16 protein-coding genes and 1 pseudogene are annotated in these 19,681 nt (G+C 42.0%); 3 read left to right on the top strand and 14 right to left on the bottom strand.

Features of this window, described 5'->3' with window-relative positions:
• Positions 1–72 precede the first annotated feature (72 nt).
• Positions 73–531, bottom strand: coding sequence for a hypothetical protein (locus FTV08_RS06105; RefSeq protein ID WP_180086884.1), 459 nt, complete (start codon positions 529–531; stop codon positions 73–75).
• 117 nt (positions 532–648) lie between these two features.
• On the opposite strand from FTV08_RS06105, the gene FTV08_RS06110 reads away from it, so the two are divergent.
• Positions 649–1,512 (top strand): alpha/beta fold hydrolase, encoded by an 864-nt coding sequence (locus tag FTV08_RS06110; RefSeq protein WP_005252098.1) that lies wholly within the window; start codon positions 649–651, stop codon positions 1,510–1,512.
• A 199-nt stretch (positions 1,513–1,711) separates the two neighbouring features.
• Here the strand turns inward: FTV08_RS06110 and FTV08_RS06115 are convergent, their stop codons facing one another.
• The 6 genes and pseudogenes from FTV08_RS06115 to FTV08_RS06140 form a co-directional block, all read right to left on the bottom strand.
• Positions 1,712–1,933 carry a hypothetical protein gene (locus tag FTV08_RS06115; RefSeq protein ID WP_005252099.1) on the bottom strand — a complete coding sequence of 74 codons (222 nt, stop codon included), beginning with the start codon at positions 1,931–1,933 and terminating at the stop codon, positions 1,712–1,714.
• Between the two features lie 153 nt (positions 1,934–2,086).
• Positions 2,087–3,019 (bottom strand): annotated as a pseudogene (locus tag FTV08_RS06120) (IS5 family transposase).
• Positions 3,020–3,169: 150 nt separating this feature from the next.
• The gene (locus FTV08_RS06125; protein WP_005252103.1) at positions 3,170–5,809 is read right to left on the bottom strand and encodes a bifunctional aconitate hydratase 2/2-methylisocitrate dehydratase; all 2,640 of its coding nucleotides are present in this window, start codon (positions 5,807–5,809) and stop codon (positions 3,170–3,172) included.
• Positions 5,810–6,106: 297 nt separating this feature from the next.
• Positions 6,107–6,376 (bottom strand): hypothetical protein, encoded by a 270-nt coding sequence (locus FTV08_RS06130; protein ID WP_180086885.1) that lies wholly within the window; start codon positions 6,374–6,376, stop codon positions 6,107–6,109.
• Positions 6,377–6,585: 209 nt separating this feature from the next.
• Positions 6,586–6,945 carry a hypothetical protein gene (locus FTV08_RS06135; protein ID WP_004645374.1) on the bottom strand — a complete coding sequence of 120 codons (360 nt, stop codon included), beginning with the start codon at positions 6,943–6,945 and terminating at the stop codon, positions 6,586–6,588.
• Positions 6,946–7,058: 113 nt separating this feature from the next.
• The gene (locus tag FTV08_RS06140; protein ID WP_180086886.1) at positions 7,059–7,493 is read right to left on the bottom strand and encodes an I78 family peptidase inhibitor; all 435 of its coding nucleotides are present in this window, start codon (positions 7,491–7,493) and stop codon (positions 7,059–7,061) included.
• A 350-nt stretch (positions 7,494–7,843) separates the two neighbouring features.
• Here FTV08_RS06140 and xseA point away from each other — a divergent pair, with 350 nt between their 5' ends.
• Positions 7,844–9,115, top strand: a complete 1,272-nt coding sequence (xseA, locus tag FTV08_RS06145; RefSeq protein WP_180086887.1) for an exodeoxyribonuclease VII large subunit — start codon at positions 7,844–7,846, stop codon at positions 9,113–9,115.
• A complete protein-coding gene (xseB, locus tag FTV08_RS06150) occupies positions 9,105–9,299 on the top strand; it encodes an exodeoxyribonuclease VII small subunit (protein ID WP_005252116.1) in 195 nt (64 codons plus the stop codon). Before xseA ends, xseB begins: the two co-directional genes overlap by 11 nt.
• Positions 9,300–9,528: 229 nt before the next feature.
• Here xseB and FTV08_RS06155 read toward each other — a convergent pair whose 3' ends face one another.
• The 7 genes from FTV08_RS06155 to FTV08_RS06185 all read right to left on the bottom strand — a co-directional run bounded on the left by FTV08_RS06155 (position 9,529) and on the right by FTV08_RS06185 (position 19,524).
• Complete coding sequence (locus FTV08_RS06155; protein WP_180086888.1) at positions 9,529–9,729, bottom strand: hypothetical protein; 201 nt, start codon at positions 9,727–9,729, stop codon at positions 9,529–9,531.
• Between the two features lie 629 nt (positions 9,730–10,358).
• Positions 10,359–10,646: a hypothetical protein gene (locus tag FTV08_RS06160; RefSeq protein ID WP_180086889.1), complete on the bottom strand. Its 288-nt coding sequence runs from the start codon at positions 10,644–10,646 to the stop codon at positions 10,359–10,361.
• 158 nt (positions 10,647–10,804) lie between these two features.
• Positions 10,805–10,945, bottom strand: coding sequence for a hypothetical protein (locus FTV08_RS06165; RefSeq protein WP_004645377.1), 141 nt, complete (start codon positions 10,943–10,945; stop codon positions 10,805–10,807).
• 157 nt (positions 10,946–11,102) lie between these two features.
• Positions 11,103–11,372: a hypothetical protein gene (locus FTV08_RS06170; protein ID WP_005263238.1), complete on the bottom strand. Its 270-nt coding sequence runs from the start codon at positions 11,370–11,372 to the stop codon at positions 11,103–11,105.
• Between the two features lie 308 nt (positions 11,373–11,680).
• Positions 11,681–11,884 (bottom strand): hypothetical protein, encoded by a 204-nt coding sequence (locus FTV08_RS06175; protein WP_114541124.1) that lies wholly within the window; start codon positions 11,882–11,884, stop codon positions 11,681–11,683.
• 324 nt (positions 11,885–12,208) lie between these two features.
• On the bottom strand, positions 12,209–16,732 hold the full coding sequence (locus FTV08_RS06180; protein WP_005252120.1) for a translocation/assembly module TamB domain-containing protein: 4,524 nt from the start codon (positions 16,730–16,732) through the stop codon (positions 12,209–12,211).
• Positions 16,733–16,767: 35 nt separating this feature from the next.
• Positions 16,768–19,524 carry an autotransporter assembly complex family protein gene (locus FTV08_RS06185; RefSeq protein ID WP_005252122.1) on the bottom strand — a complete coding sequence of 919 codons (2,757 nt, stop codon included), beginning with the start codon at positions 19,522–19,524 and terminating at the stop codon, positions 16,768–16,770.
• Positions 19,525–19,681: the final 157 nt, after the last annotated feature.

Genomic DNA, 19,681 nt, shown 5'->3' on the forward strand with positions numbered 1-19,681 from the left:
TCCATCTGGTGAAAAAAGTGTTTTAACTTTCAAGAATTCCAGCATCCTTTCAGAATAACTATAAAAAGAACATTAAAATAATCCGATAAATGCTCCATAGAGCAAGATCCCCGTCCCGCCCAATTCTGCGATAATTAAACCCAGCATGGCTAAAGTCATCAAACTTCCTGGCAAATGAAACTTACCCAGCTGATGCGGTTGTTTAAACTGATTCGTCGTGTCTTGCAGAAAACCATGTAGCATATAAGCGGCAATCGAGAAGCTAAAAAACAGAATATTGACTAGTACGCAAATCAGATTCACCATACTCGGCCACACTGAACAATAGGCTAATACTGCCAGAATTAAAGTTGCGGGTGCATAAAGCAGGCTGCTACGATGGGCAATATCGACATAATAATGTGCGCGTGACTGAGGTGATTGACGGATCTGCCAGTATTTCCAGACGCCGGTAAACATCCCGATCCACAAGAATATTCCACTAAAAATAACGGCTATTTTAACGGCCAGCTCAAGTTCCATTAGCTGCATAAGTTTATTCCATCTCTATTATTTTACTGACTTTTAAGTCATATTTTCCCCAAGCTACCCTGCTAAAAATCTATACAGTAAAGCTTCATCGGGATTATAAAAATCATAGTGTATCGTATGTCTGAATTTGAAACATTGACTCTCCAGTGTCAGGATGGCTATCGCTTAAGTGCACGTTTTTATGCAGCTATTTCTGAAACTGAAAATCTTCCGGTATTAGTCTGTCCAGCCACTGGCATTACCAAACAGTTTTATCATCAATTCTGTGTCTGGTTACAAGCTCAAGGCTATGCGGTCATGGTGTTTGATTTTCGGGGGATTGGTGATTCACTACATGGTCCTTTGAGAAAGTCAAAAGCCAGTATTGTGCAATGGGGTCAACTGGATATTCCGGCCGCGATAGATGCGTTATTAACGCGTACCAATACAGAAAAGGTGACTTTACTTGGACATAGCGCCGGTGGTCAGCTTTTAGGTATCGTACCAAATCATCATAAAGTCGCAAAAGTCGTAGCCGTGTCATGCTCAACCGGACATATCAAAGGACTTAAAGGTAAAACCAGACTGCTTGCGCCGGTCATGTTTAATGTCATTTTCCCACTGGCCCGAATCACTAAAGGTTATGGCCCGACTCAAGCGATTGGTATGGGGGAAAACCTGCCTAAAGATGTGGCACGAGAATGGGCACTGTTTTGTAGTAAACCCGGCTATGTGATGAATGCGATCGGTAAACTTATATCACCTAAAGCAGATTTTCATGCTCAAGTCACCTGCCCGATCACCTCGATCTGGTCATCGGATGATGAAATTGCCACGGAAGCCAACGTGAAAGATTTACTGCGTTTATATCCGAACGCAAAAACTCAGATAATTGAACTTAGACCTAAAAGTTATGCGTATAAAAACATTGGTCATATGCTGATGTTTAAAAAGTCGCATCAGAATTTATGGCCGGTGATTGAACAGCAATTGGCTGTTTAAATCAGATTTAGATGGTTATTTTCAGGCTGCTGTGTTCTAATACACGCAGTTTGAGATGAGCCTCTTACAGTATATGGGCTTGACCTATATACGACTAGCCCCTAACCATGGGGCTTTTTATTGTCTGAATATTTTAAAACGGATATAAAAATGGGCTGACGATAACGCCAACCCATGTCTTTCTTTATCGAATTAAATATTATTTTGTCTCAATGTCATAAACCCAATTTCGTGCCTGTTTGTCTGTGGTCGTTTCACAAACGTAGTAGTCGTGATCCCATGAATCAGGATGGAAGATTTCACGCTTATGATAAGTCACTTGTTTGGCATTTTCGACGCAGACAAAGCTGTCGCCTTGGTCTTTAACTTGGGTTCCGTTAAGGAAACCGCCAATACAGAGGAAGCGGGATTGTTTGGGCATTGCTACAACAACTTTTAAACTATTTTTCAATGCGTGGATTAAACGATTTATTTAGTCCAGTGTAAAGACTATCCCATAAGCAGCAATCTATAATCTAGAATGGCTTTGTTGCACAAAGATTTGAAATGCAAAGCGCCCCTAATTGAGCCAAATTTAAGGCGTAACTTGGGTAAATGGTCGACCTAATTCAGTGAATTTATTGAGGACTGCCACACGTGTATGAATCTCATTGACTTGGCTTTGAAAGCTCCTTGCACTCAGTTTATCTCCTAATAATTTGATGCAATGCATCTTAGTTTCAACCAAACTTCGCCGATGATAGCCTGACCATTTTTTCCATAGCGTCCTGTCTAAACGTTTAATTGTTCGAAGTCATTCATTTCGCTCTAGCGAGCTACTCTTTGTATCTTTCCATGGTTTCGCATTTTTTCTAGGTGGAATTACCGCATGCGCTTGCCGATCTGCAATGACCTGACGGCATTGCTTGGTGTCATAAGCTCCATCGGTATAAACAGAGTCAATCCGCTCATCTTGTGGAATTTGATTAAGTAAATCACCAAGCACCTGTGAATCACTGACATTATTGGTTGTAAGCTGAACTGCTCGTATTTGCAGGGTTTTGGCATCTATACCAATATGTAGTTTACGCCATTGGCGACGATATTCAGGTCCATGTTTCTTGCGCTTCCATTCGCCCTCACCTAGAAACTTCATGCCTGTAGAGTCCATGAGTAGATGCAGCCCATCTCTACTTTTTTGGTAGCTGATTACAATATCAATATGCTTTTGTCTTCTACAAAGCGTGGTGTAATCTGGAGCTATCCAATTTAATCCGCAAAGTTTAATCAGACTTTGCACAAAGCCAGTAACCATACGTAAAGACAGACGAAATAAGGATTTAATCATTAAGCAGCATTGGATGGCTGCGTCGGAGTAGGTTTGATTTCGCCCTTGTTTGCCTTTTGATGGCGCATACCATTGCGTAGCAGGATCAAACCAAATGGCAATATTTCCGCGACTCATGAGTGCTCGGTTATATGCGGGCCAATTGGTTGTGCGGTAGATTTTGTGTGTAGGCTTCTTCATTTGAAAATTATATCGCTGAAAAAGCCTTTACAGATAGGTTTGTGCAACAAAGCCACTTAATTCTAATTATTATTATTTATAAAAACAACAATTATAAAAAATAAGGGCTGATAAATCAGCCCTTATTTTAAACTACTTTTTAATCAACAATTAAGTTAATTGAGCAGCAGCAATTTTCTTAGTATCAACGTCTTTAGCAGCGTCAGTATATTCGCTCATCTTGTCGAAGCTTAAGTATTGATAGATGTCAGCTGACATGCTGTCAATTTGAGCTGCGTACTGTTGATATTCTTCTGGAGAAGGTAATTTACCCAATACAGCAGCAACAGAAGCAAGTTCAGCAGAAGCCAAGTAAACGTTAGCACCTTGACCTAGACGGTTCGGGAAGTTACGAGTAGAAGTCGATACACAAGTTGTGTTCGGAGCTACACGTGCTTGGTTACCCATACATAATGAACAACCTGGCATTTCAGTACGCGCGCCAGCTTTACCATAAATGTTATAGAAACCTTCTTCCATCAACTGATGTTCGTCCATACGCGTAGGTGGAGCAATCCACAAACGAGTTGACAACGCACCACCAGGAACTTTTTCTAACAACTTACCAGTCGCACGGAAGTGACCGATGTTAGTCATACAAGAACCAACGAATACTTCGTCAATTTTTGCGCCTTGAACATCAGAAAGAAGTTTCGCATCATCTGGATCATTCGGGCAGCAAAGAATAGGTTCTTTGATGTCTGCAAGATCGATTTCATACACTTTGGTGTATTCAGCATCAGCATCTGCTTTGATCAGGCTTGGGTTAGCCAACCATTTTTCCATGTTCTCAACACGACGAGCCATAGTACGCGCATCGCCATAACCTTCAGAAATCATCCACTTCAACATGGTGATGTTTGAACGAAGGTATTCAGCAACTTTCTCTTCAGAAAGCGTAATAGAACAACCAGCAGCTGAACGTTCAGCAGAAGCATCAGAAAGTTCGAATGCTTGCTCAACAGTCAGGTCAGTTTCCATTTCTGTTAAGTCGATCTCAAGGATACGACCAGAGAAGATGTTTTTCTTACCTTTCTTCTCTACAGTTAAGTCACCTTCCTTAATTGCGTAGTAAGGAATTGCATGTACAAGGTCACGTAGCGTGATACCAGGCTGCATTTTACCCTTGAACTTCACAAGTACAGATTCAGGCATATCTAGTGGCATAACACCAGTTGCTGCAGCGAACGCTACAAGACCAGAACCCGCCGGGAATGAAATACCGATTGGGAAACGTGTATGCGAGTCACCACCAGTACCAACGGTATCCGGAAGAAGCATACGGTTTAACCAAGAGTGAATAATACCGTCACCTGGGCGTAAAGACACACCACCACGGTTCATGATGAAATCAGGAAGCGAGTGTTGCATTTGAACGTCAACTGGTTTTGGATAAGCAGCTGTATGACAGAAAGATTGCATAACAAGGTCAGCAGAGAAACCTAGGCAAGCCAAGTCTTTCAATTCGTCACGCGTCATTGGACCTGTTGTATCTTGCGAACCAACAGTAGTCATCTTAGGTTCACAGTAAGTACCTGGAAGTACACCTTGACCTTCAGGAAGACCACAAGCGCGACCAACCATCTTCTGAGCTTGAGTGAAACCTTTACCAGTTGCAGCAGGCTGAACCGGAGTACGGAACATTGTAGATACTGGAAGACCTAAAGCTTCACGAGCCTTAGTCGTCAAACCACGACCTACGATCAGGTTAATACGACCACCAGCACGAACTTCGTCAAGAAGTACTGGAGTTTTAAGTTCAGCTTCAGCGATTTGCGCGCCGTCTTTGAACGCAGTTACTTTAGCAGCAGCGTGATCGATCTTAAGAACGATTTCGTCGCCCATGTTCATGTTGGCAACATCGATCTCGATCGGTAATGCACCCGCATCTTCCATGGTGTTGAAGAAAATCGGAGCGATTTTAGAACCTAGGCAGTAACCACCGTCTTTTTTGTTCGGGATGTGCGGGATGTCGTCACCGAAGAACCAAAGTACAGAGTTAGTTGCAGATTTACGAGATGAACCTGTACCAACAACGTCACCCACGTAAGCAACCTGGTTGCCTTTCGCGATCAGTTCTTTAATCTGGTTAAGTGGACCCACTTCACCAGGAACTTCTGGATTGATTCCGTCACGTACGTTTTTCAACATTGCATTTGCGTGCAATGGAATGTCTGGACGGCTCCAAGCGTCTTGTGCAGGTGACAAGTCGTCAGTGTTGGTTTCGCCAGTTACTTTGAAAACAGTCAGTTTGATTTCTTCAGGAACGTCTTTACGGCTAGTGAACCATTCAGCGTCAGCCCAAGACTGCATAACTGCTTGAGCATTTGCGTTACCAGCTTTTGCTTTATCAGCAACGTCATGGAATGCATCAAATACAAGAAGCGTTTTTTTCAATGCTTCAGCTGCAAGTTCAGCAAGCTCAGCATTGTCTAAAAGTTCAACTAAAGGCGCTACGTTGTAACCACCAAGCATAGTACCTAGTAAATAAACAGCACGTTCTTTAGAAACGAGTGGAGAGGTTGCTTCGCCTTTTGCCAATGCAGCTAAGAACGCAGCTTTTACATATGCAGCTTGGTCAACACCTGCTGGTACACGGTTTTCAAGCAAATCTACCAAGTATGCTTCTTCACCAGCTGGCGGGTTTTTTAGTAGTTCAACTAATGCAGCTGTTTGGGCATCGTCAAGTGGCTTCGGTGGGACTCCGAGTGCGGCACGTTCTTCAACGTGTTGGCGGTAAGCTTCTAGCACAGTGTTATTCCTCTTTTTTAAAAAATTACTTATGAATTCCTGCTTATTCCAAGCTTCATAAATAATATGGACTCCGAAATTTTACTAAATTTCCAGTTAAAAGTTAATGCAACTCAAGTGTTTCTTCGTGATGCTCGTTATTTTATAACTAAATGATGCTCTTAATGATTATTCCATAATCAGTTCCAGCTTACACCACACGAAACAAGCCCATGAATAGGCCCTTTTAACTGAATTTAATGCATAAAAAAGGCAACCCTGATGTTGCCTGATTTGACGTTAAAAAGATACTCCACCTTAGTGTACAGTGGTCGAGTTTAAATACTGCTGATATGAGTCTCGGCAGCCTTGGAATTTCACCACGCATTCATCTTCACAGGTGCTACTGTGATTATTGCTGGCAAAGGAAATATCAATCTGATAAAGCTTTTTCTCTTGTTCTAGCATCTTCTTTAAAACGACTTTGTCACCGACGCTGAGTACATAGCGACTGCCGCCAATAATGACCACACCTTCTTCATCTTCCAACAGCAGATCAGAATGATGCAAATATCTTACGACTTCCATATTGTGCTACTCCTCGGTTAATTGGAGTTAAATTCATTATTCAATATAAAGATAAGTATTTCTATATTTTAGATTTAGAAATTGTCACAAAGTGTACATTTTGCTTAGGCTATTTTTATTATTTAGTCTTTTGAAGATGCTTATATTTAAATACGTTTAATGGGAAATATGGGTTGGATAATTTTATCCAAATATAAAAAAACCGTTCCTTAGAACGGTTTGTAATCTGGTAATTCGTCATGCGGTGTCGCAATACACTTTGCAGTAAATTCAGCGCGGACTTTTTCACGGGCTGCTTTTACATCTGCCTTAATCTCTTCGGCTGGAATCGCATAGACTTCATCAATAATATTCAGGATAAAACCTTTGGTGGTTTCGTCGTCGATCTTGTTGGCATGCTCGATTGCTTTTTCTTTCTCAATCGCATTCTGACGATCCAGCATAATGGTACGCGCCGCATTTCCGACACTTCGACAATAACCTTGCCACTGCTCTTCAGGGGTTAAGGGTTTCTTCTCGGCACAACCGGCCAGCGCCAGCATAAACGATAAAGCCAATAACTTTTTCATGAATTTCTCCTTCCGAGGGGCAATATAAAAGATCGGGGAAGATTTGTCATTTCAAAATGCCAGTTGTATGGAATTAAAAAAAGCCCACTCATGGGCTTTTTCATTTTGTGTAATTAACCACATGAAGCCTGGATAATCTTTTTGCTTGCAGGATCTACAGTTACAGTCACTCGTTCTTCACGATAATCCATCGTCACCGCTTGACCCGGTTCGACCATACGTACAATTTTTGCCTGGGTTTTCTGCTTAATTTGCGCTTCAGTCAAATTGGACTGACCGACCAACGCTGTCGCCTGATCAGCAATACATTTAGGTTGATTCATGTGCAGTAATTCCCACTCCTCGACCACCTGACCATTCTTTAAATGGCAATATCCGACCTGACCATTGCTTTCAGTACGAATCTCAAGCTTGCCACCCTGATTAACACAATAAGCGCTTGCAGGATTCGCTGAACCTATTTTAGGAGCTTCCGTCTCAGATTGCGGCGTGGTGGTACATGCACTTAAAGTAACAGCCAGCAAACCGAACAGCATTGTTTTTTTCATGAGAGCCTATTCTTCTTCAATAATTCTTCACCAATTTAGCATATTTCCTTATCCTTGCCAGACACAAGTCTGTGTACATTTTTAACCGTACTCTTTCATTAAAAAATGAAAATAAGACCTTTGTGAATTAAGGACTTCAACGCTATAAATTCTCTCAATAAACACGATAAACAAAAGAGAAGAGCCTCTACAAAATACGAAAATTCCGAATGAATCGCCTAAACCAAGTGATTATGCATTTCAATAGCATTGCATTGTCATTACATCATTCAAATATGCCTTCACTTTTAAATTTGTGATCTGTGCTGGATTGATTTAATATTTGATTGAATTTTAAACTTTCTATTGGCATGACAGACGATCCTCAACTCTCCCTCAAGGAATATCTTGCTACGGTTCAGGAAGTGGTCAAACTCACTTTCGATACACCAGTATGGGTCAAAGCCGAGATTCGTAATCTAAGCATTAAAGCGGGCCATTATTATCTGGAGCTGGCAGAAAAAGAAGCAGATAGCGATCAGGTGATTGCCAGTTGCCGAGCGACCATCTGGAAATTTAGTGCCCAGAAAATTGTCACGCAGTTTGAACGTGAAAGCGGAATTGAGTTAAGTCGCGATCTGAAAGTGCTGATTAAAGTCAAAGCCAATTTCGATCCGCAATATGGCTTTTCTTTAAATATTGTCGAGATTGATTCGGGCTATACCCTTGGGGATATTGCCCGGCGTTATCAGCAGATTGTTGAGCGGTTGACGACTGAAGGACTGATTCAGCGCAATAGAAATTTGCCCAGCCCTTTTGACCTGAACCGGATTCTGGTGGTTGCTCCTGAAAATGCAGCAGGCTTGGGAGATTTCAAAAAAGATGCCGATGCACTACAGCGTGCGCAGGTGTGTGAGTTTATCTATCACAGTGCGACTTTTCAGGGAAATACTGCTCCGCAAAGTATTATGTACAGTCTGGCACAAGCACTTAAACAATGGGCACAGACTTATAGTACAGCACCGGATCTGATTGTGATTATACGAGGTGGTGGCGCAGTCAATGATCTGGCTTATTTGAATGATTATGATCTGGCTGCCCTGCTTTGCAAGCGTTCGGTGCCGGTCTGGGTCGGCATCGGGCATGAAAAAGACCGCACCATTCTGGATGAGATTGCGCATCGCTCCTTTGATACTCCGAGTAAAGTCATTGCAGGAATCCGCAATCATATCTTTGAACTGACCCAAGATGTCCTGAATTATCTACAGCGCATTCAGCGTTTATCTCAGCAACAGATTCAGGCTTATCAAAATCAGAATGATCAATTTTTGAAACTGATTCAAAGTCTGGCCAATAACCAGATTATGGATGCCCTGCAACGTCTGCAACAGATCAAAGCCAATACTGCCAGTCTGGCCCAGCAGCATACCCAGCTAATTAATCAGCAGCTCGATGCCTTGATGCGGGAAACGCTACTACAAAATCCTAAACATGTTTTATCCAAGGGTTATGCCATCGTGCGCCAGCAAGAACATGTGGTTGCATCTATTCAACAGATTCAGCCCAATGATCTGGTTGAAGTCGAATTGCATGACGGCATTTTTTCAGCACAACTTATACAGGTATTTCCTCATGAATCATGATACTTTGAGCTTCCAACAAGGCTATGACATCTTGAAAAAGAATGCGGAACTGCTCGAATCTCAGCAGGAACCGGATATTGATAACTTGATGAAAATCGTGGAAGAATCCATGACTGCTTATAAAGCTTGCAAGGCACGGGTTGACGCGGTTCAAACTGCGTTAAATGAGACGTTTAAAGATTAATTGCACCCCATTTTAAATATTTTCTTAGGCTATTCTGCTAGATTGAATTGACATAAAAGCTCTCATGAATGAGGGCTTTTTTATTAAGTGAAAAAAATCATTTCAATGACTATTTAAATTTTCTAGATGGGGATTTTGATCAATCCGCTCAATTCTAAATGGGAAATATTGTATTTTCATTCTCATCCACCAGACGATAAAAAAGCCCAATATTAAATTGGGCTTTTTATTACTCTTCAATTTCTATCGGATCACCGTCTTTAGGGCGAATATGACGCGTCCCATCATCCGCAGGATCAACACTAGAACCATCTTTGGTAATAGCATTGTACATTTCATCCTCTTTCTTATCATCGATAAATTCTTCATCTTCGAAATCTTGAGGCTCACTATCGTCGTCAAAGTTCAAAGGCTTTTCTTCATTTATCATGGCGATCCATCACTTATTTAACCAATAAAATATCATGCTCAAATATTTGAAAGATTCATTCAAGAGTCAACGATGATCATTTGTGTAACTGAATAAACACAATAGTCATTGGAACATTACTTTTCTATCGACAAAAAAATGCCTCCTTAGGGAAGGAGGCTGAAATTGGAAAGAAACTACAGCGATAGAATCTATTCATGCATTATATATAAACTTATAATTTATACATTAGCATAATATTACATTAATTTTTCAATTAAAAAGCCCGCTTACTCTTTCAAATAAGCGGGCTAGTGCTGTAGTCATTTTCTTCGTATTATTTGCGTTTTCTTGTTTTCGCAAAACGAATATAGCACTGTGAATTTACCAATAAAGTATAGAGAGTATTAATAAACTGTTTTCTTACATTTGCTTTAAGTTACTTTTCGTTCAATAAGCTATACATATTAAAAAAGCCCATCTTTCGATAGGTCTTCCCCTTTTCACTTTTGCGCTGATTCAGGTATGTTGTCAAAGTGAGTAACGACTAGAGAATAAGCAAGCTATTGATAAAAATATATAAATAGACCATTAGTATAAAAAAACTATGCTTGTTAAATTGATTGACGATTTTAACCTTCAACGACACCTTATAGCTGACTTAATTTGCTAGACATATAAGTTAAAAATAACGTCTTATCCTGAAAATCAGGCATTTCAAACACCCAAAAAATGTAATTTTTAGATCTCAATTTAAGTTTTACATTCACGGCCTTTACTTGAATTATTACATCCTCATGCTGCATTTCTGCGAATAATTCTAAAATCAGCGTAAAGAATCTCAGTTTGTTGACTGTGTTGTATTTTGTTGGTTTATATATTCTCAAGGCTTCAGAGTATATAAGCTCGCACCATTCATTTGCATCTTCATCACCCATTAGCTCTCATTTAATTATTTAAAATAGATCACGAAGTAGGTTTATAACATGGTGGCTATAATTAAACTGCTTTTAATCTAAATATTAAAATTATACGTTTTTAGAAAATAAAAAAGCCCATCATCCGATGAGCCTTTTTGGGAAATATATCGTGAAGACTAAGCTGCAAATTCTTGCAGTACAAATCGTTTTACACTTTCATCAAAGTCAGGTTTTGAAAGAGCAAGCTTGCCATTTTTCATAGTTTTATAACAATAACTCGCTGCTACTCCCATACCAACCAAAGTCAACAACTTCATTGCTCACCTCTTTACTGGGAAGATTTGAATACAAAGTTATCATTCAAATTTGTAGTTTTCCAACTCAGTTTCGATTGTTTTCTGTACTACATGTTAATGAATGTATGAATAATAAATGAAAACCTGCCGCATGCTGAGTTTGCTTAAAGTCCTTCAACTAGTGGTTAATTTGCGTATCTATCCAGTTAAGGAAATTTTCCTTATTACTGAATTCTGGCATAGACCCTAAATTTATAGTCTCTTTAGCCCCAAATTTTCCAGCGACAGTATTCGGTGCTTGAACTCTGAAATCCAGAGGATCACTTTCATGTAGAGTTCTAAAATATTCTACCGCTTTATCAAATTCACTTTTATCCTTAAAACCTGGTCGTTCCTTTAAAAAGTCATAAACTTGTTCTAGAGCTGGTAGATAATTATTTTTAGGCATTCTGTTTTCTCTAAAATAATGAGTTTTATGATAAAGACCTATTTTGAATGAATAATGATAAGAATATTCCCTTATTTCTTAGAGTTTATGTAAATTATGATGATTTGAGAGTTAAATCTAAATTCTGGAGTAAGCTGATAAAAAATGAGCGTAAACATACACTCATTTTTACTACATTTTCTGATGCATGCTTAACTGACCCGCATTGCTTTAAAATAAGGTCTATTTTATTGAACAAAGTGCAAATGTCGGCTGCTCTATCAGTAAAGATCAGATGCACTTTAAATGCGCCAGTTTAAGGTTCAAGCCTAATTAACGCTATGAATATCAAGTTCATCATTGGTGGTCAATACAACAGAAGCCAAAATTGGAATGCCCAAAATGAAAGGTACAGCGAAAATCCATAGAACTATGGTTACATCCGGTTTAAAGAAAAATTGAATGGCTAATGCAGTCAAAATAAGTACAGAAAATAGAATCGCAGCAAAACGGATGATAAATTTAGTCGACATGCGAAGATGCTCTTATGCGTGAAATCGTATTTTCAATATACACCTATTTTTATTATGGGTTTATTGATTTTCAGTCTGTTATTGCATATTTTAATTGATTTTCTATATGTGATAGCTGAATTATACGACGATCAGTTTTCTTCACCCTGAAGTCTCATCCTAAATTCTTTCTCTACTCGTGATTTCATTGTCGTATATATAGAGAGATTGAATTCAGACATTAACGCTTCTGCTGATCCATAAATCAATCTACTGTATGACCAATAAAATTTGTGTGCTATCTCAAATTAAAAAAGCCCTAAAATTAGGGCTTTTTTAATGAGATTAGAATCGCCAATTATAGAACAAGTCAATCGCACGTTCTAAAGACTGACTCGCTTCCAGATACAGACGCTGATTTACCTGATAACGTAAAGTCAGCTTATTCACTGGTGTGAATACCCCGACCCCATAGCGCAGATATAAATCAGGCGTAATATAACCGGTCACAGAAACCTGGGTATCATCTCCTGTACCTTGGGCATCCAGAGCTAGACCAGTTAAGCCAAAACTGCGCCCGATCTGGTTGGTCAGTGCGCGGGTGCTACCCAAGCCCAAACTAATCCCCGCAGCAGCGATCGTATTATTCACATCGGATCTAAATCCTTCAGCCTGGCTTAAACCAGATACACCCTCATTAACACGACCGGTAATCAAGGCATTCAAGGCTTCCTGTTCTGACAAGCCCGCATCATTATAAATCTGAATACTTGGACTCGATGCCGTCCCTGTTACCCGTACCCCGACCGTACTACCCTGAACCGATTTATTGGCATCAATGTCCAGCGTCGGATTGGTAAGTTCACCATTAAAACGCGCGATAGCACGATTCAGGTCCAGACTTTGGCCATAGGCTTCGATTTTCACTCGTTGTGACACCCCGATTGCACCATTGGCACGCATTGCAGTTTCCAGACCACGCTGTGACAGATTGACTCGACCCAATAGCGGAATACGACTGTCAAAGCCCTGGAAGATGACCTGATTCCCTAAAGAAACAGCTACATCTGCCCGGATATCCCAAGGACGTGCTGACTTCAAGATCGCCAACTGATCATCACCTTCACGCACGACCCGTACATCTGAAGATAAACCGACTACAGGTTCTGAGGCTTCTGGCATTGAAATCAACGCACGCGGTACATCGACTGTGCCACTCAGACTCAGTTTTTTATTAAATGGATACATGTCCAGAGTCAAATCAGGTGTCACCACAGCAGTAATTAATGGTGCCTGACGAATCAGCAGATTGTCACCTTGCAGTTTTAACTGCACTCGCGGATCGCCTTTCCAGTCGACCGATCCGGTTAATTTACCCACACCACGACCACTGTTAAATGCGCCATTGATACTGGCAGAATTCTGACGTATGGATGAGTAAAGTTGTACGTTGGTCAAGTTCACCGGCAAGGAGATCATGCTAATCGAAGCATCTTTGACTCGAACCTCACCCTCAAGTAAGGGATCCGTTAAAGTTCCGCTAATTTTTCCGGCATAAGATAAAATCCCGTCCAGATTACGGATGTCCTGAATAAATGGCTTAAAGACCTTGAGCTGTACCTGGTTAAAGGCAATTTCACCACGCATCGGTTTACTGTCCCGATATGGATCAATAATGACATTGGCATAGCCGGTTCCGATATCCGGTGTTTTGACATCCAGACGAAGTTGCAAGCCATCTGCCACGCTTTTTGCGACCAACCCGACTTCATCATATTTAAGGGTAGAACCCAAATAATCTGGATCTTCAGAAGATAGGCCTACCACACCATTACGCGTCACCAGACGCGCGTCAATTTTAGGTTTGGCACCTTGTGCCCAGGCAGCCTTGGCATAACCATTAACTTTACCTGTCAACGCCAATCCATCAGGCAGGAATGCACTGAAATCTTCCAGATCAAGGTTTTGGGTAATAAAAGAGGCACTGCCACGGGTTTTGTTGACCCTAATCGGCTGATCAAAACACAACTGGCTTTGCTGACTCATCCAGCAATGAGCACCAACAAACAGATCCGATTGAGCAGTGTTATAAATCACTGCTGCATTTTGACGTTGCACCAGACGGGCACGTAAAGAGTCAAAATCACCTTTTTGAATCTGACCCAGCCAGTTATTTTGGGCATTAAAGCCACCGGCGAGCTGTACAAAGAATTTTGATAGGCGGTTTTCTGCCTGCACTTTGAGAATGTGTGCAGCACGAGTACCAGCCAATGATATCTCACCGCGTACAATCTCGCGTGAACCGCTACGCAGGCGATCCATTGTCGCGGTCAATAAAGTTGGTGTGCTTTGCGATGTCGGTAACTGTCCGCGAACACGAACTTTCTGCACGCTAAACAGGTTTTTAAAGGCAAAATTATCGATAGACAGATTAGCAGAAGCCTGTAACCGTGGTTGTGCCTGCATATTAATATAGCCCTGCGCGCGACCTCTTAAACCTGGATATAATTCAAACAGTGCTGGTGCATTGACTTTCAATTGGAGATTCTGTGCATTACCGGTCGCCTGAATCTGGTTGCTGGCATAAGACAGGAACAGGTTATTGGCTTCGAACTGCTGTGGTACAAAACCGCGCTGGTTTGAATTGATAATGACCGATAAATTACCTGTACCACGTACCGGTTTATTATTCAGCATACCCGCCAGATTCAAGCGTTGAATCTGAATACGTTTTAAGGCATCTGACCAAACGCCTTGGGTTTGCACATTGCCAGACAATTCGCCTTTCAGTTTGGCATTAAAATATTGCGGCTTAAAGCGGATTAAGGATGCGTTGATATCCCAGCCAATACCATTCGCCAGATTGACCAGACCACTGGCATTAATCTTGCCAGCCACACCATCATGACGGAATTCATTGATTTTCAACATTTCCGGGGTACCTGAAACGCGCAGTTTCAGCATACCCTGACTGGCTTTAAGCTGACTGGCATTTAAAGCACCATCATAATTCACCGCATAACCTTTAAATCCGCCACCCGCTTTTTCATTATGGAATAACAAGGCAATGGTGCTGTTTCCAGTCAAACGTACGGTTTCATTTTGCTCCGCCAGTCGTCCGGTCAGGTCGACACTATTCAGTTTAATAATCTGCTGATTCGGTTGCGCATAACCATTGGCTTTAATCTGGCCATTCAAACGATCTACCGGTGAAGCTGCGGCAATACTTTGGGTATTCAAATTTTTGGCATTTAATATCGCGGTCCATTTTAACTGACGTTTTTCCTGTGGCAGTTCAATCCGTGCATTGCCGCTTAAGCTGCCTGCCTGTGCATTGGCACTGTAATTAAAGCTCGGGACATTCAGGATATTTTTGTTCAGATTGAGCTTAGCCTGATACATGCCTGCAGGCAGAAGACCTTCTTCATGCTGCTCGACTTTAGTTGCCACATGAATATTCTGCTGACCTTCGACCAATGCCAGTTTAACATCGCCAGACTTACTGCTGAGCCAGCCCACATAAGGTACGGCGCGATCAATATTTTTCCAGGCAACATCCAGTAGCATCGGTTGTATTTTATTGCCCTTGACCGGATTTTGATCCAGCTTCAGATTCCAGCTTTCATAGCGGTCAAAATCAACCAGTCCGGTAAGGTGCAGGCCATTTTCCAGATTACCCGCAGAAGCGATATTGGCATCCAGACTTGGCGGCAAGAAATCTTGTACGACTTGCGGAATGCGCTCATGTTTAGGATCAATCCCATTCAAACGCCCAGCCAAATCCCAGCTGACCCGGTCTTTCCAGCCCACTGTCCCGGCAAGGCTGACTGCGCCTTTCATCAACTGACCATTCAGATCGGTAATATTCAGCTGATTGACCAGATCGGTATACATCACCGCACTATACTGACCTTGCGGAATATTTTCCCCAATCAGGTCAGTCTGGACATTCAGATCTAGACGTTGGATATCACCATTGAACTCGGCAATGCCGTCTTTGGTAAACAGTTTCTGTTCGGCTAGAATAGGCCAGTGATAATCCTTGAACTTCAACTCGCCGCGCATCGGTACCTGAGGACGCATCGGATGCACGATAACCCAACCGGTTAATAAATCAGGCGTATTGGTCGCTACGCCGGCCTGAATCGTGTCCAGTGTTCCACGTGCCCTCACCTGAATATCATGAATATTCAAGCTATCTCTTAAGGAAGGCAGATTGACGATGCCCGTAGCATCTAGAGGGTATTTGCCTTCAAACTGCATTTTACCCGTGGCTTCACGTACTGACAGATAGCCCATATCCATCCGGGAATCTTCAAAATTTAATTCGGTGCCAGACCAGAGCGCCTCATTTAATTCAATATTATAGAAATCAACTGCATTGGTCTGGGTTTTAATGACCAAATGATCCAGCAGTAAATGATCAACGCGCAAGATAAAAGGCAAACGGATAGCATTAAACTTGAACGGTTCGCCCGTTGATGGTTGCTTGTTAATAATTTGCAGATTGAGGACATCGGCTTCAGTCAGATGAATTTCTTTTTTGACAATCGCGCGCCAACCCAGTTTTACATCAGCACGATCAATTTTGACATCGACCGGTTTCAGGCTGACCAGCACATTTTTAAGAATAATCCCGCGCCATAAATTACCGCCTTCATATTCATATTGAATAATTTGCTGGCGTTCTAGCACTTGATCCAGCAGGAATTTACTGCCTTGATTGGTCGAAAATAGTAGAGCCAGCACAGACAGCAGAAAAATCAGCGAAAAAAGCACCGATAATAGGATGCTTCTGAATATACGGCGCTTTTTCGGCACAACGCTATCTTGTGGTTCTTGTTCTGGCTGTGGTTGGTTCTCGACCATGATCTACCCAAATAACTATTTTTTAAAATGATGTTTTATAACTGCGATCCAATAAAGAAATGTAAACGAATCGGATAATTGTCATCAGACAGTCCAGTCGCAACATCTATACGTATTGGCCCAATCGGTGAAGCCCAACGTACACCCACACCCGCGCCATATTCGGTCGGATTACTGAATTCTTTATTATAGGCATTTCCGGCATCTGCAAAGACCGCAGCACGCCAGCCTTCCTTAAACTGATAATTATATTCTAATGAAGCCACGCCCAAGGCCTGCCCGCCCACTTTAAAGCCGTCAATTTCCGGAGAAAGGCTCTTGTAGTCAAAACCGCGGATACTCTGGTCACCACCGGTGAAATATCTCAGGTTATACGGTACTTTGGCAAAATCTTGAGTAAAAATATAACCCGCGTCGGCACGCCCAACAAACTGATGGTCTGCATTTTCACCCAATGAATAGATAAAACGCCAGCCCGCATTCACAATGGCCATATCTGCATCAGAGAGTAAAGCCTCACTGCCCAGTTCAATCTTATAGGTCTGTTTGAAGCCTTTGGTTGGGTTGACCCGACGATCGCTCTCGGTACGTGAGACTTCATAACCGACTAATAGGGATTGCTGCTCATCTTCGGTATTAAAGCGAAAAGCTTCAGGAATCTGGTTAAAGTCGACAGAACCATCCTGCTTCAAGCGATCCAGACGATAACGTGCGCCGAAAGTCCGTTGCCAGCTACCACGTGGATTTTTGATAATCCGGTCTGCACCTAAGACTGCCGATTCAATCAACAGGCCTTCACCCTGTGCGACACCTTCACGCTCTTCACGCTCATACCCCCCCACAATACTGACATAGTCATTCAGCGGATGGTGATAGGGAATGTTATAACGTCCATCAATGGATTGGCGGATACCTGATAGCTCCATGTTGGCATCAAACGAATGTCCACGCTTATTCACAATGGCACGACGATATTGACCACGTAAACGGATATCGGTATCTGTGCCATAACCCAGACCCACTTCAGCACTGTTTAAACGGTCTGCATTTAAAGTCACAATCACTGGAATCTTTTTCTCTTCCCGTGCCTGTACTTTTAAACGATCCTGTTCATTCTCTTTGGTTTGCTGCTCAACCCGCAAAGTTCTTAAATTTGCACTTTCCTGATCGCGGCTACCGGCAAACTGGTCTTCATCTACGACATTCTGGGTCACTTCCTGAGAAGAGGATACCGAGCGAGCTGGTTGCATCGTAGCAGCCTGATCTTCACTCCGTTTCTGTTCTTCAATCAGGCTTTGAATATCGGGTGCCAGTTCCAGCTCTTTATCAAGCGGATCAGGGCGAATCGCATCTACCAGTGTATAATTGAAATAGCGTGAGTTGGTTAGGTTGTTGGCCAGGCTATTCACCCGCCAGAAGGTATAATCTGCACCCTCTGTCCAGGGAACCAGACTTTCCAGTACGTCTCGGTCCAGCGGAAATTCCTTTTCAGGATCGCTCATTCTGAACTCGACATTGCCTAATTTATAACGTTCACCCGTTTCAAAACGCAAGTTCACATCGGCAGTATTTTGTGGCTGAGCAATCTTTACATCATGCAGACGCCAGAATGAATCAAAATAACCATTGTTATTGGCTGCTGTGGTAATGCGTGTCTTGGTTTTTTCATAATTGCCATGATTGAAAATATCGCCTTCTTCCTGTTCAGGCAAAAGACTGATGACCTGGAATTGTGGCTGTTCCGCACCCTCTCCAGTAAATTCAATATTTTGACTGCTGATCAGGACCGGTTCATTTGGGGTCACAAAAACCCGAACCCGACTGTCAGAGATTTTTTCAAACCTGAACTGAGCATTATAATAACCCACTGCCTGCGCTGCCTGTCTGGACAAGGTGCGTAATTGCGGCAAAGCCGAATTAAAGTCGCCAAAAGACTCTTGGGTAAAACTGGATAATTTGGCTTTGACATTATTTCTTAAATTCAGATGGCCTTCAGGTACATCTTTACGATTCAGCATACCGTTGCTTTGCGCCACACCTTGCCCATTTATGATCACCACATCTGCACTAATTCGAGGAACTCTTGCGGTCATGATCTGACGTGGAGGACGGATTTTATAAAATAGCCGTTTGAACAGATTTGGACGTTTATCATCCTCAGCAACCAACTGACCCGGCACTTCTGGCAAGGTCAATCCGGCTTCATTATTTTTTACAATAATCTGGCTGTCTGCCTGAATCGATTGCATCAACTGGTCGACATTGACCGGTGCCTGATTAATTTCCAGCAGTTCTTGCTGGCTGATATCAGCCACCACCGTTTCACTGGTCTGACTATTGCGATAGTTTTGTGCTTCCTGTTTGGCTTGCTCGGCTACCTGATAAATTTCATTGGCCATGTTCTGATCAATAGTCTGTACTGGCAGATCTTCCAGATCATCAAACTCGATCGGCGTAAATTCGCCCAGACCAGATCCTGCATTTTGCTGTTGTTCCAGCATCAACATGCTGTCAACTGGTACTTCCGGCTCCAAGGCTTCTTCAATTTTTTCTTCCGCTTCCGTTTTGGACGTGGCCACACCCTGACGAATCGCTTCTTTGGATAGCTCGTCCACCATTTCTGCCTGAGAAATGGCCACGGGTGTTTCGGGCTGTTCAGTTTGTGCCATGCTCTGATGGGATAACATCATAAAAAATATGCTCATACACAGCTGCATACCACTATGCTGTGGTATGAGAGGCCCCATACTGCGATTTAGCATCGTTTTTTTAAAATTTTTCTTTGCAGGCATAGCAAACTCTAAACGAATACATTCTTTAATTGATTATTTGACCGAAAAATATAAGCTAAGGAGCTTAATTAATTGGTTTTTACCTTTACATGGCTGAAAGTATCTTACATGATTTTTCTCAATGTTTACGCATAACTGACATTTCTTAATAAAACTT

It is taken from the genome of Acinetobacter sp. YH12226 (genome assembly GCF_013417805.1).
Taxonomy (GTDB): Bacteria; Pseudomonadota; Gammaproteobacteria; order Pseudomonadales; family Moraxellaceae; genus Acinetobacter.